The organism is Streptomyces sp. NPDC096176 (genome assembly GCF_044763255.1).
Taxonomy (GTDB): domain Bacteria; phylum Actinomycetota; class Actinomycetes; order Streptomycetales; family Streptomycetaceae; genus Streptomyces.
In genome coordinates this window covers 506,356-528,129 of the sequence record NZ_JBIWFV010000002.1, presented here as the reverse complement: position 1 = coordinate 528,129, position 21,774 = coordinate 506,356, and the positions used below count along the sequence as shown (strand labels likewise).

The window sequence follows — 21,774 nt, the reverse complement described above, 5'->3', positions numbered from 1 at the left end:
GATCGTTCCGTCCGGGGCGACGTCACTCGATCGCACCCAGGGCCGGGGCCGGTTTGCCCGGGTAGTCCGGGGGCGGCTTGAGGCGCTGGCCGGGCCGACCGCCCATCTCGTACTTCAGGAGCTTGGCGGCCTTCTCGGGGTCGGTCTCGCCCTCCCCGTACGCCGGGCAGAGGTGCGCGATCGGGCAGGCGCCGCAGGCGGGCTTGCGGGCGTGGCAGATACGGCGGCCGTGGAAGATCACCCGGTGGGAGAGCATCGTCCATTCGCTCTTCGGGAAGATCTCTGCGATCTCGGCCTCGATCTTCACCGGGTCGTCCTGCTCGGTCCATTTCCACCGCCGGGCGAGCCGCATGAAATGCGTGTCCACGGTGATGCCGGGGACGCCGAAAGCATTGCCCAGGACGACGAACGCGGTCTTGCGGCCTACTCCGGGCAGGGAAACCAGGTCCTTCAGACGGCCGGGGACCTCCCCCCCGAAGTCGTCTCGGATGGCTGCGGACAGGCCCATGATCGCCTTGGTCTTGGCACGGAAGAAGCCGGTGGGGCGGATGAGCTCCTCGACCTCCTCGGGCTCCGCCGCGGCCAGGTCCTCCGGCGTGGGGTACTTCGCGAAGAGCGCGGGCGTGGTCTGGTTGACCCGGAGGTCGGTGGTCTGTGCGGAGAGAACCGTCGCGATCAGCAGCTGGAACGCGTTCTCGAAGTCGAGCTCGGGATGGGCATAGGGATAGACCTCGGCCAGCTCGCGGTTGATACGGCGAGCGCGTCTGACCATGGCCAGCCGGGATTCCGGTTTGACCGATTTCTTCCTTTTGCCCAAGCTGGGCATCCGCTGTTCGCCCACGGCGGAATTCTCCTTACCGGACACGCTCCCAGCCCCCTCGGCCTGTGCTCTCACCGGCGAATTGGACACCCGGCCAGCCTAAAGGCCACTACCGACATCCGCCCCGGCCCCCCGTAATCAGGACCCGATCGGGCCCCTGCCGTAGGGGGAGACGCGCCCGTGCGTCAAACTTGTTGTGATTGATCGCACGATTGTTTACCACCAGGGTCCGTTTCCCCGGTGGCGCCCCTCGGGGCACAGTGTCCCCGGGCCGGCACGGCACGGTCCGGCATCATGGGACCAACGTCCCCTGAGCAGGTCGACAAGGAGAGAACTCGTGGACGACGTTCTGCGGCGCGCCCCGCTCTTCGCGGCGCTCGATGACGAGCAGGCCGCGGAGCTCCGCGCCTCGATGAGTGAAGCGACGCTCGCCCGCGGCGACGCGCTCTTCCACGAGGGCGAACCGGGCGACCGCCTCTACGTGGTCACCGAAGGCAAGGTCAAGCTCCACCGCACCTCCCCCGACGGCCGCGAGAACATGCTCGCCGTGCTCGGCCCGGGCGAGCTGATCGGCGAGCTGTCCCTCTTCGACCCGGGCCCCCGGACCGCGACCGCCACCGCGCTGACCGAGGTCAAGCTCCTCGGGCTCGGCCACGGCGATCTCCAGCCGTGGCTGAACGTCCGGCCCGAGGTGGCCACAGCCCTGCTGCGCGCGGTCGCCCGCCGGCTCCGCAAGACCAACGACCAGATGTCCGACCTGGTCTTCTCCGACGTCCCGGGCCGTGTCGCCCGTGCGCTCCTCGATCTGTCGCGCCGCTTCGGCGTGCAGTCGGAGGAGGGCATCCACGTCGTCCACGACCTCACCCAGGAAGAGCTGGCCCAGCTGGTCGGCGCCTCCCGCGAGACCGTGAACAAGGCGCTGGCCGACTTCGCACAGCGCGGCTGGCTGCGCCTGGAGGCCCGTGCGGTGATCCTGCTTGACGTGGAGCGGCTGGCCAAGCGCTCCCGTTGAGGAGCCCCGCCAGGCACACCGAGCAGCTGTGCGAAGGGGGCCGCCCGCATGATGATGCGGGCGGCCCCCTTCGCGTGGATCAGCGCTTGGTGCCGTCCACGATCAGCGGGTTGCCCGAGCCGTCGCCGCACGGCACGGCGTAGACCGGGTTCTTCTGTGCCGCCTCCTTGAACGCCTCGATGCACTGGTTGGCCAGGACCTTGTCGCTGAGCGAGTCGTTGAGGATCTTGTTGGCCTTGGCGATGCCCTCGGCCTCGATCCGCCGGCGCTCCGCCTCCGCCTTCGCGGTGCGCGCCGCCTCGGTCGCCCGTTCCGTGGCCTGCTGCTGCTGGATCTTGCGGTCGATCTGGTCCTGCAGCTGCTCGGACGGCCGCACGTTGCGCAGGTTGACGGTCGTGACGGCGATGCCGCGCGGCGCCAGCCGCTCCTTGATCAGGTCGGCGATCTCGGCGTTGATCTTCTCGCGCGCGGAGGTGTAGCCCTCCTCGCTGGTGTGCCGGGCGAAGACGTTACGGATGATCTCCCGGCTGTCCGGGAAGACCAGTCGCTGCTGGATGGCGTCCTCGCTGCCGGCCAGCTTGTAGAGCTCGATGGCCTTGGCCGGGGTGACCGCCCACTTCACGGTCACCTCCGCGTACATGACGCCGCCCTGCGAGGAGCGCACCTCGACCACGTCCTTGTCGGAGAGGTTGAGGTCGACCGGTCGGGTGGAGAACGTCGTGACGTTGGTGAACGGCGAGGTGATGTTCATACCGGAGTTCATCGGCGTGCCCACCTTGCCGAAGGTGACCGGGACGCCGACCTCGTAGGCGCTGACGACGTGCACACAGCTGACCACGCCCGAGAAGAGACCGGCTATGAGCGCCCCCACCGCGCCGAGCTTGAGGCCCCGGTTGTCGCCGCCTCTGGCGACGAGGTACATCACCGCGGCGGCGATGACCAGAATGACGAACAGGACGAACACGTTTCCCCCCGAGGGACTGATGCCGCAAAAGTAAGCGGAGCGTAAAGCATCGTCGGCACCAGGACGCCGTGGGGTGGCCGGCCAGTTCCCCGGGCAGGTCCCCGGGGTCGTCGCTGGGCGGTCCGCGGGTCGGTCAGGGCTGTCCGATCAGACCGTGGTCCTGCAGGTACTCGAGCTGCGCACGCACCGACAGTACGGCGGCCGGCCACAGGGACCTGTCGACGTCCGCGTAGACGTGCGCGACGACCTCGGCAGGGGTCGCGCAGCCGTTCTCGACCGCCGTCTCCACCTGGGCGAGCCGGTTCGCCCGGTGGGCGAGGTAGAACTCGACCGCCCCCTGGGCGTCGTCGAGCACCGGGCCGTGGCCCGGCAGCACCGTGTGGATGCCGTCGTCGACGGTGAGTGAGCGCAGCCGGCGCAGCGAGTCGAGGTAGTCGCCGAGCCGGCCGTCGGGATGCGCGACGACGGTCGTACCGCGGCCGAGGATCGTGTCGCCGGTCAGCACGGCACGGTCCGCGGGCAGATGAAAGCTCAGCGAGTCGGCGGTGTGGCCGGGAGTGGGGACGACCCGCATCTCCAGCCCGCCCGTGGTGATCACGTCCCCCGGCGCGAGGCCCTCGTCGCCGAGTCGCAGCGCCGGGTCGAGGGCTCGGATGTTCGTACGGGTGAGTTCCGCGAGGCGGGAGGCGCCCTCGGCGTGGTCCGGGTGGCCGTGGGTGAGCAGGGTGAGGGCGATCCGCTTGCCCGCGCGTTCCGCCGTTTCGACGACGGCCCGCAGGTGCCCCTCGTCGAGCGGGCCGGGGTCGACGACGACCGCGAGTTCGGAGTCCGGCTCGGAGACGATCCAGGTGTTCGTGCCGTCGAGGGTCATCGCCGACGGGTTGGGCGCGAGAACGTTGACGGCCCTGGCCGTGGCGGGCCCCGACAGGGCACCGCCACGGGGCTGGCCCGGCAGGCTCGCTGCGTCGGTCATCGCCGACCTCCCGAAGTCGGGACGTGCTTGGTGAACTCCTCGTGCCCCGGCCAGCTCAGAACGACCTCCCCGTTCTCCAGCCGGGCCTTGGCCAGTACGGGGGCCAGATCCTGGCTGGCCGCGGCCCGCAGCGCCTCCGCGGAGGTTCCGTACGCCTGGAGCGTCCGCAGCGTCGCGACGGTCGGCGGCATCATCAGCAGCTCGCCCCTGTCGTACCCGTCCGCCGCGTCCGCCGGGCTGATCCAGACCGTGGTCTCCGCCTCCGTCGAGACGTTGCGGGTGCGCTGGCCTTCGGGAAGCACGGCCACGAAGAACCACGTGTCGTAGCGGCGCGGCTCGAACTCGGGGGTGATCCAGCGTGCCCACGCGCCCAGCAGATCGGAGCGCAGCGCGAGACCCCTGCGGTCCAGGAAGTCCGCGAACGACAGGTCCCTGTCGACCAGGGCCTGCCGGTCCGCCTCCCAGTCGTCACCGGTTGTGTCACCGACGACGGTGTCGGGGGTGCGGCCGGCGAGCAGGACGCCCGCCTCCTCGAACGTCTCGCGCACCGCCGCGCACACGATCGCCTGGGCGGACGCGGTGTCGTCGACGCCGAGGCGCTGCGCCCACACGTCCAGGGAGGGCCCGGTCCAGCGCACCGGCCGGTCGTCGCGCGGGTCCACGCCGCCCCCGGGGTACGCGTACGCGCCTCCGGCGAAGGCCATGGAGGTGTGTCGTCGCAGCATGTGGACCGCGGTGCCGTCCGCCGTGTCACGCAGCAGCATCACCGTGGCAGCCCGCTTGGGGGCCACGGCGGTGAGCTCTCCGCTCGCGAGTGCGCGGATGCGGTCGGGCCATTCCGGCGGGTACCACTGACCATTGGACATGGGCGGATGCTATGCGCTTCCGCGCCGATGTTCGAGAGCCTCCCTTGCGCTGCCCCTCACAGGGCGGCCGGCCGTAGCCGCCGCTCTGCTGGTCAGGCTGACCTGGCCCATGACGCTGTTGCCGAAGTCCGCCTGCCGCGCAGGTTCTTCCGAGTCGAAGTCGAGGCCCCCGTGGGTCGCGATGGCCCGGCGCCCCCTACGGCGGCGGCCCCGCACCCGCCGGAAGAACCGGCGGGTGCGGGGCCGTACGTACGGCGCGGATGTACTGGCCGAAGGCTCAGTCCTGGACGAGCTCCACCTGGATCTCGACCTCGACCGGAGCGTCCAGCGGAAGCACCGCGACGCCCACCGCGCTGCGCGCGTGCACGCCCTTCTCGCCGAGCACCTCCCCCAGCAGCTCGCTCGCCCCGTTGAGGACCGCAGGCTGGCCGGTGAAGTCGGCGGCGGACGCCACGAAGCCGACGACCTTCACCACACGGGCGATGCGGTCCAGATCGCCGACGACGGACTTGACGGCCGCCAGGGCGTTCAGCGCACAGGTGCGGGCGAGTTCCTTGGCCTCCTCGGGGGTGACCTCCGCGCCCACCTTTCCGGTGACCGGCAGCTTGCCCTCGACCATCGGAAGCTGACCGGCGGTGTAGACGTAGGCACCCGAGATCACGGCCGGCTGGTAGGCGGCGAGCGGCGGCACGACCGCCGGAAGCGTCAGCCCGAGCTCGGCGAGCTTCGCGTCCACGACGCCGCTCATGAGGCCCTCTCCCGCTTCAGGTAGGCCACGAGCTGCTCGGGGTTGTTCGGCCCGGGAACGACCTGGACGAGCTCCCACCCGTCCTCGCCCCAGGTGTCCAGAATCTGCTTGGTCGCGTGCACGAGAAGGGGCACGGTCGCGTATTCCCACTTGGTCATGGAGGCGACTGTAGCCGCACCGTCCGTGTGCTTCGTGACGCAGCCCGCAGGCAGCCTCGTGCGTAGGGCGCGGTGCGACTGGTTAGGCTCGAATACGTGAGCAGGCTTCAGGTCGTCAGCGGCAAGGGCGGTACCGGTAAGACCACGGTGGCCGCCGCACTCGCGCTCGCCCTCGCGACCGAGGGGAAGCGGACTCTCCTCGTCGAGGTCGAGGGCAGGCAGGGCATCGCCCAGCTCTTCGAGACGGAGGCCCTTCCCTACGAGGAACGCAAGATCGCCGTCTCCTCCGGCGGCGGCGAGGTGTACGCGCTGGCCATCGATGCCGAGCGCGCCCTCCTCGACTATCTCCAGATGTTCTACAAGCTCGGCAGCGCCGGCCGTGCCCTGAAGAAAATCGGCGCGATCGACTTCGCCACGACGATCGCTCCGGGCGTCCGGGACGTCCTGCTGACCGGCAAGGCCTGCGAGGCCGTACGCCGACGGGACAAGCAGGGCCGTTACGTCTACGACTACGTGGTCATGGACGCGCCGCCCACCGGTCGCATCACCCGCTTCCTGAACGTCAACGACGAGGTGGCGGGCCTGGCCAGGATCGGCCCGATACACAATCAGGCGCAGGCCGTGATGCGTGTCCTCAAATCCTCGGAGACCGCCGTCCACCTGGTGACGCTCCTGGAGGAGATGCCGGTCCAGGAGACCGCCGACGGCGTGGCCGAGCTGCGCGCCGCCGAACTTCCGGTCGGCAACGTCATCGTGAACATGGTCCGCCCGCACCTCCTCGACGAGGACGCGGTGCGCGACGCCGCGAACGGCCGGCGCGGGGCCATCACCAAGGCGCTCACGGCCGCCGGTGTCGGGCGCGCCGCCGGGCTCGTCACCCCGCTCCTCGAACAGGCGGCCGAGCACGCTCAGCGCGTCGAGCTGGAGCGCGAGCAGCGCCGGGCGCTGAACGCCTTGGGCCTGGGTGCGTACGAACTCCCCGTGCTGAATGAGGGAGTCGACCTGTCGGGGCTCTACCAACTGGCGAAGGAACTGCGCAAGCAAGGGGCGGGCTCATGACTCTGGACGCATCGGCCCGGCTCGAGGTCGATCCGCTCATCGACGACCCCGACACACGCATCATCGTGTGCTGCGGCGCGGGCGGCGTCGGCAAGACGACGACGGCAGCGGCGCTCGGTGTCCGGGCGGCCGAGCGCGGCCGCAAGGTCGTCGTCCTCACCATCGACCCGGCCCGGCGGCTGGCGCAGTCCATGGGCATCGACTCGCTCGACAACACCCCGCGCAGGGTCAAGGGAATCGACGGCGACGGCGAACTGCACGCCATGATGCTCGACATGAAGCGGACCTTCGACGAGATCGTCGAGGCGCACGCCGACGCCGACCGGGCCCGAGCGATTCTGGAGAACCCCTTCTACCAGTCCCTGTCGGCCGGTTTCGCGGGCACGCAGGAGTACATGGCCATGGAGAAGCTGGGCCAGCTCAGGGCGCGCGACGAGTGGGACCTGATCGTCGTCGACACCCCGCCGTCCCGCTCGGCCTTGGACTTCCTTGACGCGCCGAAGCGGCTGGGGTCGTTCCTCGACGGCAAGTTCATCAAGCTGCTGATGGCCCCGGCGAAGATGGGCGGCCGGGCGGGGATGAAGTTCCTCAACGTCGGCATGTCGATGATGACCGGGACGCTGGGGAAGCTCCTCGGCGGCCAACTGCTGCGAGACGTGCAGACGTTCGTGGCGGCGATGGACACGATGTTCGGCGGCTTCCGTACGAGGGCGGACGCGACATACCGGCTTCTCCAGGCACCCGGGACGGCGTTTGTCGTGGTCGCGGCGCCCGAGCGGGACGCGCTGCGCGAGGCGGCGTATTTCGTCGAGCGGCTGGCGGCGGAGAACATGCCGCTCGCCGGCCTGGTCCTGAACCGGGTGCACGGCAGCGGGGCGGGGCGGCTGTCCGCGGAGCGGGCCCTGGCGGCGGCGGAAAATCTTGACGAAGACGGCATTGTGGATCAGGGGCCCGGGAAGACTGGTGTTCGTGACATCACGGACGTCGCCCCCTCTCCCGAATCGCCGCCCGCGGGTCACGCCACAGAAACGCGATCCGAGGCCTCCGCCTCCGACGAACAGACCCCGCAGCAGCTGACTGCGGGCCTGCTGCGTCTGCATGCCGAACGGATGCAAGTGATCGCCCGCGAGCGGCGCACACGCGACCGCTTCACCGCGCTCCACCCGGAGGTGTCGGTCGCAGAGGTGCCCGCCCTGCCGGGCGACGTGCACGACCTCTCCGGCCTTCGCACGATCGGCGACCGCCTCGCGACGGCCGAGGCCTCGCCGACGGGCGTGGCGTGAGGGCGACGGGCTTGGTGTGAGGGCGACGTCTTCTCGGTGACGCGGGCCAGAGACGCGGCAGGCGCGAGCGTGCCACCCGACTGCGCGCTTCTCTGTGCGCTTCTCGCGCCGGGCGGCTGGGAACCAACCGGAAGCGTCGGCGGAGAGCGTCGCCCCGCCATGGGATCGCGCCCACGGCGAAGAGGGCGTCCTGCATCCCGGCATGCCGCGCACGCAGCAGGCACTGCGAACACCTGCGCCGCGCGCACTTCTCACCGCAGCGCACGACGCACAGCAGCGCGCACCACTCACCGCGGCCGCGGCGAGGCCCCTGCCCCGCCGAGTCCGACCCGGCGGTTCGCGCCGCCCCGACCGGTCAGCCGACCGCCGCGTACACCTCGTAGGTCTCGTCGTCGTCGAGTGCCACGGGCAATATCCCCGCGCTGCGCTCGTATTCCGTGCGTGCGGTCTCGAGCAGTCTGCGCCAGGAGGTGACCGTCGGCCGCCGGCGCAGCAGCGCGCGTCGCTCCCGCTCGGTCATTCCACCCCAGACGCCGAACTCGACGCGATTGTCGAGCGCGTCAGCCAGGCACTCGGTCCGCACCGGACATCCGGTGCACACCGCCTTGGCCCTGTTCTGCGCTGCCCCTTGTACGAACAGTTCATCCGGATCGGTAGTGCGGCAGGCTGCCTGCGCACTCCAGTCGGTTACCCAGCCCATGCCGGCGCCGTCCTCTCCCGAATCGAGGCTCCCCCACGGCGGCAGCGGCATATTCACCGCTGCCAGTTGAGGACGTTACGGAAGGTGGGCACAGCGCAACACCCCCGTGGGGCCCAATCTTGAATGGCCCGAACGGACTATGCGTACGCGGCAGATCACCCAGGGGAGTGACCTGAGGGTATATCGAACATAACTGACATTGTGGGGCAGTTCAGTTGGGACATATGGGACGACAGATGACCCACGCGTCGCATTCGGACACGACTGACGGACACACTTCCGCCGGATTCGGGTACAGCGGAAGTTGTGTCAGGTACTTGATGCGAAACCGCACTGCTGTGACAGTTGGGAGCAGCTTAGGCCAATGCCTTTATGCCTGTCCGGCGAATGAGAACGTAGACACCTCACGTTGCTATGCCGTCAAGTCAGTCGGCCTTGAAGGCAGGGGTCTTCGAACAGTCCTGACGGGGCTTGGGGAGAATCTCGGCATGGTGATGGCACGGCACTGGTACTCCTCGTCGCCCGTCGTGGACGGGCACCCGCTCCTGGATGAGCCGGGCTTCTGGCCCGCGCACTTGGCGGACCTGGCTGCGGGGTTCGCGCCGGAGGCCTTCGGCTCCGATGCGGGCGACGCGGCCGCCATGCTGGACCGACTCCACGACCCGTCGGCGTGGCCCATGTTCACGGTGCCGCTGGCCGGCGGCTTCGCGATCGTCGTGCACGTCAACAGCGGCGAGGAGTTCACGACCACGGACTACTTCCTCACCCATCCCGACTGGAGCCAGGATCTCGTCCTGGCCAGCGACGATCAGGACCGCATCGGCCCCGGGCTGTGCTGGCCCGAGCTCGCCGCCCTGCTGGAGGCACCACCGGGTGCGGCAGGCGTCACCGACCCTCACGCCCGCCTCCTCCTTCTTCTGCCTGTTCTCGGCGACGCGGCGGTTCCGGAGGAGGCCGTGACGGCGGTGGGCGAGGCTCTGGTCGCTCAGGGTGCGCCCGAGGCGAGCCAGGCGTTGGCCAGACACCTGCTTCAGGGGCACCCCATGTGGGGCGCCGAGGACTGGTGGTTCGACGATGACGAACAGAGCTGGCTCTGCGAGGGCGATCACAGCCCCCGCAAGATCCCTCTGGGCGACCACCTGCCGCCACGACAGCGAGCCGCCCTCGAAGCCTGTCTCGCTCCCCGCTGACCGGCTCAAGCCGCGCTGACAACGGCCTCGGTGGGAGGGGCTCCGAAGGCGAGCGACTCGTCGTAGGTCCTGCCGTGCTTCAGGCAGTGGTAGAGCTGGCCGATCATGCGGTTGAAGAGGTTGCGTTGGGCGGCCGCGTGCCAGTCGCCTTGCTCGCGTCGGCGCCGGTAGTGGGCGTTTGCTCCGGTGGATGCGCGTAGGGAGGCGAAGGCCCAGAGGTAGCCGGCGTGGTTGAGCCGGTCGTTCTTCACCCAGCGTCTGGTGATGGAGGACTTCTTGCCCGAGGCGCGGGTGATAGGTGAGGAGCCGGCGTAGGCCTTGAGACCGCGGGCGTCGGCGAAGCGGGTGCGGTCGTCGCCGATCTCGGCCAGGACCCGGGCGGCGAGCTGGATGCCGAGGCCGGGAAAGCTCAGCAGAATCTCGGCGTCCGGGTGCTGGGGGAATGACTCTTCGACCGCTTCGGCGAGCTGGTCTGCGGCGGTGCAGGCGGCGTCCAACTGGATGAGGAGGGCGAGCATCTGCTTGCCGAGCGCGTCCTCGACCAGCGGCGGCTGGTGGGCCCACTCGGCGCCGAAGACTTCGCGGAGGCGGTCGGCCTCGGCTTCGATGCCGCGCGGCCGGCTCGCTTGAGCGCGGCCTGGATCTGGGTGCGGGTCAGTCACGCGGCCCGGGTCGGGGTCGGGGCGGTCTTGAGGAGTTCGCGGGCCTCGGGGCGGCACAGGCCGTTGGTCCAGGTGGCGAAGGCGGCCAGGGCGGCGGGGTAGTACTCGCGCAGCAGGGACTGGAGCTGGTTGGCGAGCTGCTGCCGGTTCCACAGAGAGTCCTGCTGGGCGCGGGCGAGGACGGCGATCGCTCGGCCGAGGTCGGAGTCGTCGGGTAGGGGACGGTGGGCGTGCATGTCGGTGCGGAGGATGTTGGCGAGGACCAGGGCGTCGCCGGGGTCGGACTTCTTGCGGGAGACGCTGTGCCGGTCGCGGTAGCGGGCGGCGGCCATTGGGTTGATCGCGAATACCTTGCGCTTGCCGGTCCGCAGGCCGGCCACCAGCAGGCCGCGGGAGGTCTCGATCGCGACCGGGATCGGGTTCTCGGCGGTGTCTCCGTACTCGGCGAGCAGTTCCAGCAGGAGCTTGTAGCCGGCCGCGTCGTCGGTGATGTGCCGCTTGGCCAGCAGCTGGCCGGTGTCGTCGACCAGGGCGACGTCGTGGGTTCGTTCCGCCCAGTCGATTCCGCAGTAGATCAAGGTTTCCCTCCCCGAGGATTGGCGTTTGCGCTGGTCACGAGCGCATGCGGGCCACGCAGCGACCTAATCCCAGGCCTCGACCGCATCGCGGTCGGGCCGCCACCTCACTAGCCGTTCGTGGCACCAGCGCATCCCACGGGCCTCGGTCTATGCGGGAGCTCGGGCGGCTCGGGCGTATCGAGAGGTCACCGTGCGATGGGCTCGCACCACCAACACAAACGCGTGATCAAGTCGAGAGGTGTTGACGCGCGACGGCCCTGGACGCCGCCGATCTCTTAATAGGCATCGATGCCGGGTGAGTTTTGGGCATCCGTCCAGCGCCGACGGGCGCCAACACCGCTCGTGGTGGCGGTCGCGAAGGCGCCGAGCGGTGCTCGTTCTACAGCTAGGCATCCAGGCCCGGTGATTTCTAGGCATCCGCCCGGCGCCCACGTGACCGCCACCACCGCTCGCACCAGACCGCGCACCGATCTACGTTGAGGCCTCCGTGGGGCCCGGCTGCACCTGGATGTCACGGTCTGGTACTCGAACGCTCCGAGAAGCCCATGCTCCTGCGGAACGCTCATAACTACGGATTAGGCTGCCCTCATGCCAAAGAAGCGCTCGGGCGGCGGTCTGACCGGGACCCAGCAGGCCGCCAAGTTCCTCGGTGTCAGCGTGCTCTCCGGAGCGGTGCTGGCGGGCATCGCCCTGCCTGCCGCCGGAGCGCTGGGACTCGCGGCCAAGGGAACGGTCGAGGGGTTCGACACGATCCCCGCCAACCTCAAGACGCCGCCGCTGAGTCAGCGCACCACGATCCTCGACGCCGAGGGCGGGCAGATCGCCACGGTCTACTCACGTGACCGCACGGTCGTGCCCTTCGACGAGATCTCCCCGTACATGCAGAAGGCGATCGTCGCCATCGAGGACGCCCGGTTCTACGAGCACGGCGCGATCGACCTCAAGGGCGTGCTGCGCGCGCTGAACAAGAACGCGCAGTCGGGCGGCGTCTCGGAGGGCGCCTCCACCCTCACCCAGCAGTATGTGAAGAACGTCTTCGTCGAGGAGGCCGGCGACGACCCCGACAAGGTCGCCCAGGCCACCCAGCAGACGCTCGGCCGAAAGATCCGCGAGCTGAAGTACGCGATCCAGGTCGAGGAGGAGCTGGGCAAGAAGAAGATCCTCGAGAACTACCTCAACATCACCTTCTTCGGGCAGCAGGCGTACGGGGTCGAGGCGGCCTCGCAGCGCTACTTCTCCAAGAAGGCCAAGGACCTGAAGCTGGAGGAGGCGGCGCTGCTCGCCGGCATCGTCCAGTCGCCGAGCCGCTTCGACCCAGTCAACGACTCGGAGGAGGCCACCAAGCGCCGCAACATCGTGCTGCAGCGCATGGCCGACGTCCGCGACATCTCCCAGGCCGAGGCGGACCGGGCGAAGGCGACGCCGATCGAGCTGAAGGTCAGCAAGCCCAAGAACGGCTGCATCACCGCCGTCAACGGCGCGGGCTTCTTCTGCGACTACGTCCGCCAGGTGTTCCTGACCGACCCGGTCTTCGGCAAGACCAGGGAGGCCCGGCTCAAGGTCTGGAATCAGGGCGGTCTGACGATCAGGACCACGCTGGACCCGCAGGCCCAGGCGTCGGCGCAGAACTCGATAAAGGACCACGTCCACCAGACCGACAAGGTCGCCTCGGCCGTGACGCTGGTCCAGCCGGGGACCGGCAAGATCGTCGCCATGGGCCAGTCCAAGCCGTACGGCTTCGGCAAGAACGAGACCCAGATCAACTACTCGGTCGACTACGGCATGGGCGGCTCGAACTACGGCTTCCCGGTCGGCTCGACCTTCAAGCCGTTCCTGGCAGCGGCTGCCCTGGAGCAGGGCAAGCCGCCGACGCAGGTGTACCCGTCGCCGTACAGGATGCCGTACCCCCAGTCGGTGCCGGGCTGCAACGGCAAGCCGTGGGTCAACTCCGCGAAGGAGGTCCTGGAGAACGAGAACGAGTCCGAGGTCGGGCCGTACGCGCTCAAGGAGGCGATGGCCAAGTCGGTCAACACCTACTTCGTGCAGATGATCGCAGAGACCGGCACCTGCCCGGTCATGGAGACCACCGCCAAGATGGGCGTCGTGCAGGGCAGCGGAAAGCCGCTGCCGGAACTGCCGTCCGCGCTCACCCTCGGCTCCACCGGCATCTCGCCGCTGGTCATGGCCAACGCGTACGCGACCTTCGCGAACCGCGGCACCTACTGCACGCCGACGGCGATCGAGTCGATCACGACCGCCGACGGCCAGAGCCTCAAGGTCCCGCGGACCGAGTGCTCCAGGGCGATGAACGAGAACACCGCCGACACGATAAACACCCTGCTGCGCGGAGTGGTCGACTCCGGCACGGGCCAGCAAGCGGGGCTCCAGAGCCGGGACAACGCCGGTAAGACCGGTACGACGGACGAACGGCGCAACGCCTGGTTCGTGGGCTACACCCCGAACATGTCCGGTGCCGTCTGGGTCGGCAGCGCCAGCCAGCAGGTGAAGATGGAGCGCATCACCATCGGCGGCCAGTACCACGACAAGGTCTTCGGCGGCGCGGTCCCGGGTCCGATCTGGAAGGCCGCGATGACCGGGGCGCTGAACGGCCAGCCCGCCCCGCCGTTCAACAGCGTGCACATACCGGACGCCCAGAAGGACAAGGACAAGGACAAGGACCGGGACAGGCAGAAGCCGGGCGACGGCAGGCCCGACCCGCAGCAACCGTGGCCGGGCATCTCCATCCCGCCGGACCTGATCGGCGGCGGCAACAACCGCGGCCAGGGCAACGGCGGCGGCAACGGCGGCAACTGGCCGTAAGCCGCACAGGCAGGGAGTGCAGGGAGCACGGCGAAGGGGGACCCGTTCAGCGGCTCCCCCTTCGCCGTATCCGAAGTCGCCGGCTTTCTGGGCGCGGCGCTCGGCCTGCGAGTCTCGGCTGCTCGGCTGGCCGACTGACCGGCTGACCAGCTGGCCGACTGACCAGCTGACCGGCTGCTCAGCCGGCGAGCAGCTGCTTCACCGCGGTGGCGACCCGGCCACCCTCGGCGCGACCTGCGACCTTCGGGTTCACGATCTTCATGACGGCGCCCATGGCGCGCGGTCCCTCAGCGCCCGCTGCCTTGGCCTCCTCGACCGCCTGCGCGACGATCTGGTGGAGCTCGTCGTCCGTCAGCTGCTGCGGCAGGTAGGCGTCGAGGATCACGCCCTCCGCCTTCTCGCGCTCCGCCTGCTCTGCGCGACCGCCCTGCGCGAAGGCATCGGCGGCCTCGCGGCGCTTCTTCGCCTCCTTGGCGATCACCTTCTGCACCTCGTCGTCGGAGAGTTCACGGGCCGTCTTGCCCGAGACCTCCTCCTTGGTGATCGCGGCGAGGGTCAGCCGGAGCGTGGACGAGCGCAGTTCGTCGCGCGCCCTGATCGCCTCGGTGAGGTCTTCCTGCAGCTTGGACTTGAGCGTGGTCATGCGGCCAAGTGTGTCAGGTGCGCGGACGGAAGCGCCCGCGCATTTCGCGCGCCGGGGCGGGGTGAGGCGTGCCTCGGGCCGCGATGGCGCCGGGCCGGGCGGTCGCGGGGTGTGGCTCGTAAGGCTGCGGACACGCGACCGCCCCCCCGTGGCGACCGTGGCGTCGCCTTTCGGACACCGCCCGTTGACAGCCTGCGCAGGTGTCGCGCCCGCCGTCCCTCCGTCTCCCCCTCGACCGGGCCTTCGGCCCCGCGGTCGCCAGGGTTGTCAGCCGGGGCATCGGTGGTCGCTTCGCCCGGGGGGTCGGCCGGGTCATTGGTGGCGTCTTCGCCAGGGTCGTCGTCGGCCGGGCTGTCGGCGGCATCCTCGGCAGGACAGCCGTCGACTTCCGCCAATGCCAACTGCTCGGGCTCATAGGCTCGAGCGCGCTCGCAGCCGGCGGCGTGAGCGCCGGAGCGCTGCCGGTGCGGCAGATACTCGCCCCCTGCTCGGGGCCGGCCGCGATCGGGCTCGTCGCCGCGTACTTCGGACTCGTCGTCCTGATAACGGCCTGGCTACTGGTGGGCAGGGCCGTGCGCGGTTCCCGTCCGCCGGAACGTCGCGATCTGCTGGTGACGCTCGCGCTGTGGGCGGCACCGCTGGTGGTGGCGCCGCCGTTGTTCAGCCGCGACATCTACAGCTACCTGGCCCAGGGAGCGATGGTCGACGCGCGGCTCGACGTGTACGTCCACGGCCCCTCGCAGTTGGGCGGCCCGCTCGCCGCCGAGGTCGCACCGCTGTGGCGGGACACCCCCGCCCCGTACGGCCCGGTCTTCCTGGCCTTCGCCTCGGCGGTGGTGCACTCGCCGGACCTGTCGGCGTTCTCGGGGGTCTCGACGGTCTCGGCGTTCTCGGCAGACCAAGTGTCCTCGGGGGTGCTCGGCATGCGGCTGGTCGCGCTGCTCGGCGTGGTGCTGATGGCCTTTTCCCTGCCCCGGTTGGCCCATCATTGCAACACCGACCCGACACTGGCGCTCTGGCTGGGGGCGCTCAACCCGCTGGTTCTGCTGCACCTTGTGAGCGGCGCGCACAACGACGCGCTCATGCTCGGCCTGCTGGGCGTGGGTCTCGTCGCCGCCCTCGGCCGCAGGCCGGTCGCGGCCGTCGTGTTGATCACCCTGGCCGCGCTGGTGAAGGCGCCCGCCGCGCTGGGGCTCGTCGCCGTCGTCGTGGTGTGGGCTCGGCACCCACCGTGGGCGCGGGCGCCCCGCCTGTCCGCGGCACTCGCCGTGCTCGGTGTGTGTGCGGCCACCACCGCGGCGACGACCGCCCTGGTGGGCACCGGTTACGGGTGGCTCGCCACCCTGGACACCCCTGTGTCCCCGGAGAACTGGTCCCTCACGTCCAGCCTCGGCCGGGCGACCGCCGCCCTGATGAATGGCGGCGGCACCGGCCCCGCCGAGCTCGCCCGACTCGCGACCCCCGCCTGGCATCTGCTCGGTCTGGCCGCTACCGCCCTCACCATGCTGCTCGCCTGGCGCCGCCATCACCTGCAACGCCCGGTCCACGCGCTCGGACTCAGCCTGATGGCGGTAGCCCTGCTTGGTCCCGCGATCCGCCCCTGGTACATGCTGTGGGGCCTGTTCTTGATCGCTGCCGCAGGGCCGGGCAGGCCCCTGCGGCGTACCGCCGCCGCGGCGAGCGGCGTCCTCGCCCTCGCCGTACTGCCCAGTGGATTCGCTCCCGACGTCACGCAGTTGGCGCTCGCCGTCGGAGGCGGGCTGCTGGCGGTGACGGCGCTGTGGGGCGTACATCGCTTTGCACACCGGCTCGTTGGGAGTACCGCATGACACAGCTGGAGACGACGGAGGCCACGTGGCGGCGGCCGGTGACCACGCGGGGACGCCTGCTCCGCGTCGCCGCGCTGGCGGCCGCCGTGCTGCTCTTCTGCACGACGGTGGCGTATCACCGGGACTGGTTCGACCTCGGCGTCTACTACGGGACCGTCCACCACTGGATGAGCACCGGCGCCATCTACGACTACCTGGTGCCGGGAAGCCGCTACGGTTTCACGTACCCGCCGTTCGCCGCCGTCTGCATGCTGCCCATGGCACTGATCGACTGGCAGAGCGCGGTCGCGTTCACTCTGCTCCTCAACGCTGCGGCCGCGGCCGTGATCCTGCGGTGGACCGTCGGGCCGGTCGTGCGCCGACAGGGGTGGACACCCTGGTACGCACTCTCCCTCGCCGGCTGCGCCTTCGCCCTCCTGGAACCGGTCCGCGACACCGTCAGCTTCGGGCAGGTCAACCTGCTGCTGCTGGCACTCGTCCTCGCCGACGCGCGGCTGCTGTCCGCCGGCGGCCGCGCGTCGCGTTACGCGGGCATCGGCATCGGGCTCGCCGCCGCGATCAAACTCACGCCCGCCGTCTTCATCGCCCATCTCCTCCTCACCGGCCGCCCCCGGGCCGCCGCCACCGCCACCGCCGTGGCACTCGGCGCCACCGGCCTGGCCGCGTGGATCGCGCCGGACGCCTCCCGCGTCTACTGGACGGACGCCCTGTGGAACACCGACAGGGTCGGCTCACTCGCGTATGTCTCCAACCAGTCCTGGCAGGGACTGCTGGCCCGCGTGTCCGAGCCGCACGAGCCGAGCCGCGCGGTGTGGGCACTCGGGGTGGTCGTCCTGCTCGTCGTGTGGGCCGTGCGCGTACGCAAGTCGACGGCGGCCGGTGACCATGCCGGCGGCTTCGCGCTGACCGGGATCCTCGCCTGCCTGATCAGCCCGGTCACCTGGGTGCACCATCTGGTCTGGCTGGTGCCCGCCCTCGTGCTGCTCGCCGCCGCCGGCCTTCGTACACCCGACGGTCCTGACCGCCGCAGGCTGCTGACCTGGGCCATCGCCCTGCCCTTCGTACTGAGCAGCAGCGTCGTGTGGCTGTGGAGCCATGACTCGTCCGGCATCGACGGCTTCCTCGGCGGCAACACGTACGTGTGGATCGCGCTGGGGCTGTTCTTCGCGCTGCCCCTCCGCTCCGCGTCCGCGGAGGACCGCCGCCCGGCACTGCCCGGGCCGTGACGGGTCTGCGACGATGGGCACATGCGCGCACGCTACGGGCTCCCCCTGAAAATCACCGCAGGTATCACGGCGGCCGGGGCCGCCGGCCTCGTCTACGCCGCGGGCATCGAGGCCCGGTCGTTCCGGCTTCGACGAGTCACAGTGCCGGTTCTGCCACGCGGAATGCGGTCGTTGCGTGTACTGCAGGTCTCCGACATCCACATGGTCAGCGGCCAGCGCAAGAAGCGGGCGTGGCTTCAGTCGCTGGCCGGGCTGCGCCCGGACTTCGTCGTCAACACCGGCGACAACCTCTCCGACCCGGAGGGCGTCCCGGAGGTGCTGGACGCGCTTGGCCCGCTGATGGAGATCCCCGGCGTCTACGTCTTCGGCTCCAACGACTACTACGGCCCGAAACTCCGCAATCCCGCCCGCTACCTCCTCGAAAAGGCCCAGGGCCGCCACGGCCTCAACGGCAACGCGCCGGCCGTCGGCGCCGTCCACAACCCGTGGGAGGGTCTGCGGGACGCGTTCGACGCCGCGGGATGGCTGGACCTGACGAACACCCGCGGCCGGCTGAAGCTCGACGGCTACGAGATCGCCTTCACCGGCCTCGACGACCCGCACATCAAGCGCGACCGGTACGAGAAGGTCGCGGGCGGCCCCGAACGGGACGCCGACCTGTCTCTGGCCGTCGTCCACGCGCCCTATCTGCGCAGCCTCGACGCCTTCGCGGCCGACGGCTACCCCCTGATCCTCGCGGGCCACACCCACGGCGGCCAGCTGTGCATCCCCTTCTACGGGGCCCTGGTCACCAACTGCGACCTGGACACGGACCGGGTCAAGGGCCTGTCCACCCACCGCGCCGAGGGCAACGTCTCCTACCTCCACGTCTCGGCGGGCTGCGGCACCAACCGCTACACCCCGGTCCGCTTCGCCTGCCCCCCGGAGGCGACCCTCCTGACCCTGGTCCCCCGCGACTGACCCCCGCCGACCTGGGTCCGCCCGCCTCCCGCCGACCCGCCCGCGCCGTTGTCCCTGCCTCGCCGGCGGCCGCCCGGGACGGCCCGAAACCGGATTTCGTCTCCGGCCGCGGGTGGGCTAAAGTAATCGATGTCGCCGGGACACCGGCGACATCGGGGTGTAGCGCAGCTTGGCAGCGCGCTTCGTTCGGGACGAAGAGGTCGTGGGTTCAAATCCCGCCACCCCGACAGTGAAACACCAGGTCAGGGCCGGTTTCCTTTCACAGGGAACCGGCCCTGATTGGCGTTCTGGGCCCTCTGGGGAGTGGCTCGGGAGTGGATCAAGGAAATTCACTCCCGATGATGGCTACTCCCGTGCCCTCAGCAGGGCATCGAGAGCGGCGACGGAAGAGCGCGGAGACATCGCCAATCGGCATCGAGCGATGCCTCCCACTGCTCGGTCAGGCCAGCGAGCAGCCGCGTCCGCATCCCGGTTGTCATGTGGGAGTAGCGCGCCTGTACCGACCCGTCCTCGTGGCCCATCCGCTCGTCCATGAGCTTCGGCGGAGTTCCAAGATCCTCCATCACCGTTTTGTGGGAGTGACGGAGTCCGTGCGGAGTGAGGCCCTTCGCGATCGGCAGCCAGCACACTTCGGCGCGCCCGGAGGAGTTCCGGCCGCGCGCGGGGATTCCCGGCCACGGGTGTGCCAGAACGGGCACTGGTCGCGCCTCCTGCGGAGCCTTCTTCGGGTACCCGCCCGTGGCGGCCGGCTGAAACAGCCAGGTGGCGAATCCGTTCCGGCGCCAGTGTGCTGCGGTCTCCCCAGACGAACCGCTGCGGACTTAGCCGAGCTCCAAGACAGCGTCCTCAACTCGGGCCCACGTCACTTCCGCCACAGCGCCCGGGCGGTTCAGCACGTTGGAAACCGTGCCTGTTGAGACGCCGGCGCGACGGGCTACGTCGACGAGCTTCGCGCCGTTCCGGGGGCTGCTCCCTTGGAGGAACCGTGCCCCCGGAACACGTACGTGCGGCTGTGGCACTCGCAAGGCTGCGGCGCAGTCGCTGCGAGGTGGGCCCTGACCAAAGAGGACAACCACCCCGGGGTGTCGATGTTCCGGTACGAGTCGTCCTTGGGCGGGCAGCGGTGCAGCTCGCCTGTCGACGGCGGTCATGCGATCGCGGATCTGGCCGTGCTACGGGACCAGGACGAAGTGTTCGGCTCGGTCGCCTCCACGCCCACCGCTTGGTGGTTGCTCGCCGACGTTGACGAGCGAGCACTGGCTTCTTTGCGCTCGGCCCGCGCTTCGGCTCGGGAGGTCGCCTGGATACAGGCCGCCGAGACCGGCGAGGGCATACCTGCTGCGCGGGTCGGCGGACGAGAACTTCCCGGCCTGGTTCTGGACCTCGACGCCACGCTGGTGACCTGCCCCTCCGAGAAAGAGCAGGCCGCACCCACCTATAAGGGCGGCTTCGGCTTCCACCCGCTGCTGTGTTTCCTCGCCAACACCGGCGAGGCCGTGTCGGGGCGGCTGCGGCCCGGCAACTCCGGAGCCAACACTGCCGCCGATCACATCACGGTGCTCGACCAGGCGCTCGCGCAGATCCCCGACGCGCACCGGCACGGCATCGACATCCTGGTCCGCGCCGACAGTGCCGGGTCCGCGAAAGCTTTCCTCGGCCACGTCCGCGACCTGCGAGAACGAGGAATCCGTACCGTCTTCTCGGTCGGATACGCCATCACCGAGCCGGTCCGCCGCGCTGTCCGGGCCATGCCCGACCGCCTCCGGCATCCCGCCCTGGACCAGGACGGGACACTGCGTGATGGCGCCGAGGTGGCCGAGCTGACCGGCGTGGTCGATCTGGCCGGCTACCCGGACGGCACCCGCATCATCGTGTGCCGGGAGCGGCCGCACCCCGGAGCCCAGCTGTCCCTGTTCGACGAGGACGAGGGCCTGCGGCATCAGGTGTTCCTCACCGACACCCCGTATTCCGGGGAAGGATCCGCCCAGTTCCTGGAGGTCCGTTACCGCGGGCATGCCACGGTCGAGGACCACGTCCGGTGCGGCAAGACCACCGGCTTCGGCCGCTTCCCCTCCCGCGACTTCAACGTCAACGCCGTCTGGCTAGAACTCAGCCTCGCCGCGATCGATCTGCTGGCCTGGACGCGCGTCCTGCTGCTGGACGGGGAGCTTGCCACTGCCGAGCCGAAGAAGCTCCGCTACCGGCTGCTGCACGTCGCCGCCCGCCTCACCCGCGGCGGCCGACGCCTGCGCTTGCGGATATCGGCGACCTGGCCCTGGAGAAACGAACTGGCCACGGCCTTCCATCGCCTCGCAGCACTGCCCCGTCCCGCCGGCTGACCGGCAAACCCCTGACCGCCCGCGACCCGAAGGACCCTGGAGAACCCGACCACCGCGCCGGGTCTCCACCATGTCTGAACACCGAAATCGCGTCGGCCACCCGGCAGTCCCCCCCCCCCCCCCACGACGCCTCATCGACCCAACCGAAACGGCGAGGCTAGTCATGTGAGTTGAACACGCTGGGAGGCTCTGCGTGCCTGTACCGGCTGGGGTGCTGGCCGTACCGCCCCATTCACCTGATCGACTGTCACAAGATCCGGCAGACTTCCGGCATGAACTCAGCATGGCCTGCGGTGATCGGATCGATATCAGGCGGGGTGCTCGTGGGCATTCCGGCCCTCATCGGTGCCTACTGGACAAAACAGAGCCACAAGGCGCAGCTCGAAGCGCAGGTCGAGCAGATCAGGCTCCAGATCAGGGCCCAGGGTTTAGAACAGCGACGTGAGCCGCGCAGCCACCACTACGCCGAGTTCGTCAACGGCATCGACGTGCTGCTGGAGTATCTCCACGATCACTGGCTCGGGACCCGTATGCCAGCGGACGCCGACGAACTGGCAGAAGTACGCGAAGAAGTCAGGCGCCAAGAACGCGAGCTTCACCGAACCTGGTCCAGAGTCGCAGTGGAAGGCACCATCAGCGTCGTCAATGCAGGGGTGGAGGCGTTGGACGCCATCGGGGAGATCACCAAGTGTCTCGGAAGCGACCTACGTGGACGACGTGCTGACCCCCCAGAGGACGTGACACCGCGTCTGACCCGGCGGGAGTTGTGGGACGCAGTGGATAACGCGCATGCCACCTTCATCACCGCAGCCCGACGCAGTCTTCAGGATGACGGAGTCCGCAGAGTCCGTCGGACCGTGCCGAACGCCAGCCCGATAAGAGCAGAAGATACTCACGACGACCCCACGTGATCGCTTGCCAGCAATGCAGTGGACGCAGGTCAA

Annotated in this window: 17 protein-coding genes, 1 tRNA gene and 3 pseudogenes; 11 read left to right on the top strand and 10 right to left on the bottom strand. The window is 69.7% G+C overall.

Features of this window, described 5'->3' with window-relative positions; translation table 11 throughout:
- Window positions 1-22: 22 nt before the first annotated feature.
- Window positions 23-826: an endonuclease III gene (gene nth, locus ACIQ7Q_RS07650; RefSeq protein ID WP_403858003.1), complete on the bottom strand. Its 804-nt coding sequence runs from the start codon at window positions 824-826 to the stop codon at window positions 23-25.
- Window positions 827-1,157: 331 nt separating this feature from the next.
- Between nth and ACIQ7Q_RS07645 the strand changes: the two genes are divergently transcribed.
- The gene (locus ACIQ7Q_RS07645; protein ID WP_005314425.1) at window positions 1,158-1,832 is read left to right on the top strand and encodes a Crp/Fnr family transcriptional regulator; all 675 of its coding nucleotides are present in this window, start codon (window positions 1,158-1,160) and stop codon (window positions 1,830-1,832) included.
- Between the two features lie 79 nt (window positions 1,833-1,911).
- Here ACIQ7Q_RS07645 and ACIQ7Q_RS07640 read toward each other — a convergent pair whose 3' ends face one another.
- The 5 genes from ACIQ7Q_RS07640 to ACIQ7Q_RS07620 form a co-directional block, all read right to left on the bottom strand.
- Window positions 1,912-2,796: a prohibitin family protein gene (locus ACIQ7Q_RS07640; RefSeq protein WP_403857560.1), complete on the bottom strand. Its 885-nt coding sequence runs from the start codon at window positions 2,794-2,796 to the stop codon at window positions 1,912-1,914.
- 133 nt (window positions 2,797-2,929) lie between these two features.
- Window positions 2,930-3,769: an MBL fold metallo-hydrolase gene (locus ACIQ7Q_RS07635; RefSeq protein WP_403857557.1), complete on the bottom strand. Its 840-nt coding sequence runs from the start codon at window positions 3,767-3,769 to the stop codon at window positions 2,930-2,932.
- Window positions 3,766-4,635, bottom strand: a complete 870-nt coding sequence (locus ACIQ7Q_RS07630) for an NUDIX hydrolase (RefSeq protein ID WP_403857554.1) — start codon at window positions 4,633-4,635, stop codon at window positions 3,766-3,768. The genes ACIQ7Q_RS07635 and ACIQ7Q_RS07630 overlap by 4 nt, the downstream gene beginning before the upstream one ends.
- A 277-nt stretch (window positions 4,636-4,912) precedes the next feature.
- Window positions 4,913-5,383 (bottom strand): RidA family protein, encoded by a 471-nt coding sequence (locus tag ACIQ7Q_RS07625; protein WP_356630090.1) that lies wholly within the window; start codon window positions 5,381-5,383, stop codon window positions 4,913-4,915.
- On the bottom strand, window positions 5,380-5,541 hold the full coding sequence (locus ACIQ7Q_RS07620) for a DUF4177 domain-containing protein (protein WP_356630092.1): 162 nt from the start codon (window positions 5,539-5,541) through the stop codon (window positions 5,380-5,382). The genes ACIQ7Q_RS07625 and ACIQ7Q_RS07620 overlap by 4 nt, the downstream gene beginning before the upstream one ends.
- Before the next feature lie 96 nt (window positions 5,542-5,637).
- Between ACIQ7Q_RS07620 and ACIQ7Q_RS07615 the strand changes: the two genes are divergently transcribed.
- Both ACIQ7Q_RS07615 and ACIQ7Q_RS07610 read left to right on the top strand, forming a co-directional pair.
- Window positions 5,638-6,600, top strand: coding sequence for an ArsA family ATPase (locus ACIQ7Q_RS07615; RefSeq protein ID WP_403857549.1), 963 nt, complete (start codon window positions 5,638-5,640; stop codon window positions 6,598-6,600).
- Window positions 6,597-7,883, top strand: coding sequence for an ArsA family ATPase (locus ACIQ7Q_RS07610; RefSeq protein WP_403857546.1), 1,287 nt, complete (start codon window positions 6,597-6,599; stop codon window positions 7,881-7,883). Before ACIQ7Q_RS07615 ends, ACIQ7Q_RS07610 begins: the two co-directional genes overlap by 4 nt.
- A gap of 355 nt (window positions 7,884-8,238) precedes the next feature.
- On the opposite strand, the gene ACIQ7Q_RS07605 is transcribed toward ACIQ7Q_RS07610, so the two are convergent.
- A complete protein-coding gene (locus ACIQ7Q_RS07605; protein WP_356630098.1) occupies window positions 8,239-8,583 on the bottom strand; it encodes a WhiB family transcriptional regulator in 345 nt (114 codons plus the stop codon).
- Between the two features lie 488 nt (window positions 8,584-9,071).
- Here ACIQ7Q_RS07605 and ACIQ7Q_RS07600 point away from each other — a divergent pair, with 488 nt between their 5' ends.
- Window positions 9,072-9,773: a hypothetical protein gene (locus tag ACIQ7Q_RS07600; protein WP_403857542.1), complete on the top strand. Its 702-nt coding sequence runs from the start codon at window positions 9,072-9,074 to the stop codon at window positions 9,771-9,773.
- A 5-nt stretch (window positions 9,774-9,778) separates the two neighbouring features.
- Here ACIQ7Q_RS07600 and ACIQ7Q_RS07595 read toward each other — a convergent pair.
- Window positions 9,779-11,013, bottom strand: a pseudogene (locus ACIQ7Q_RS07595) (IS110 family transposase).
- Between the two features lie 588 nt (window positions 11,014-11,601).
- On the opposite strand from ACIQ7Q_RS07595, the gene ACIQ7Q_RS07590 reads away from it, so the two are divergent.
- A complete protein-coding gene (locus ACIQ7Q_RS07590; protein ID WP_403857538.1) occupies window positions 11,602-13,833 on the top strand; it encodes a transglycosylase domain-containing protein in 2,232 nt (743 codons plus the stop codon).
- A gap of 178 nt (window positions 13,834-14,011) precedes the next feature.
- On the opposite strand, the gene ACIQ7Q_RS07585 is transcribed toward ACIQ7Q_RS07590, so the two are convergent.
- Window positions 14,012-14,476 carry a GatB/YqeY domain-containing protein gene (locus tag ACIQ7Q_RS07585; RefSeq protein ID WP_356630102.1) on the bottom strand — a complete coding sequence of 155 codons (465 nt, stop codon included), beginning with the start codon at window positions 14,474-14,476 and terminating at the stop codon, window positions 14,012-14,014.
- Window positions 14,477-14,838: 362 nt separating this feature from the next.
- Here ACIQ7Q_RS07585 and mptB point away from each other — a divergent pair, with 362 nt between their 5' ends.
- The 4 genes from mptB (at window position 14,839) to ACIQ7Q_RS07565 (ending at window position 18,718) form a co-directional block, all read left to right on the top strand.
- Window positions 14,839-16,305, top strand: coding sequence for a polyprenol phosphomannose-dependent alpha 1,6 mannosyltransferase MptB (mptB, locus tag ACIQ7Q_RS07580; protein WP_403858001.1), 1,467 nt, complete (start codon window positions 14,839-14,841; stop codon window positions 16,303-16,305).
- A complete protein-coding gene (locus tag ACIQ7Q_RS07575; protein WP_403857534.1) occupies window positions 16,302-17,531 on the top strand; it encodes a glycosyltransferase 87 family protein in 1,230 nt (409 codons plus the stop codon). Before mptB ends, ACIQ7Q_RS07575 begins: the two co-directional genes overlap by 4 nt.
- A gap of 21 nt (window positions 17,532-17,552) precedes the next feature.
- On the top strand, window positions 17,553-18,491 hold the full coding sequence (locus ACIQ7Q_RS07570; RefSeq protein ID WP_403857531.1) for a metallophosphoesterase: 939 nt from the start codon (window positions 17,553-17,555) through the stop codon (window positions 18,489-18,491).
- Between the two features lie 153 nt (window positions 18,492-18,644).
- A tRNA-Pro gene (locus tag ACIQ7Q_RS07565) sits at window positions 18,645-18,718 on the top strand.
- Window positions 18,719-18,836: 118 nt separating this feature from the next.
- On the opposite strand, the pseudogene ACIQ7Q_RS07560 reads toward ACIQ7Q_RS07565, so the two are convergent.
- Window positions 18,837-19,629, bottom strand: a pseudogene (locus ACIQ7Q_RS07560) (LacI family DNA-binding transcriptional regulator); the annotation flags it as partial.
- Window position 19,630: 1 nt separating this feature from the next.
- Here ACIQ7Q_RS07560 and ACIQ7Q_RS07555 point away from each other — a divergent pair.
- A pseudogene (locus ACIQ7Q_RS07555) lies at window positions 19,631-20,830 on the top strand (IS1380 family transposase); the annotation flags it as partial.
- Between the two features lie 272 nt (window positions 20,831-21,102).
- Window positions 21,103-21,741, top strand: a complete 639-nt coding sequence (locus ACIQ7Q_RS07550) for a hypothetical protein (protein ID WP_403857528.1) — start codon at window positions 21,103-21,105, stop codon at window positions 21,739-21,741.
- Window positions 21,742-21,774: the final 33 nt, after the last annotated feature.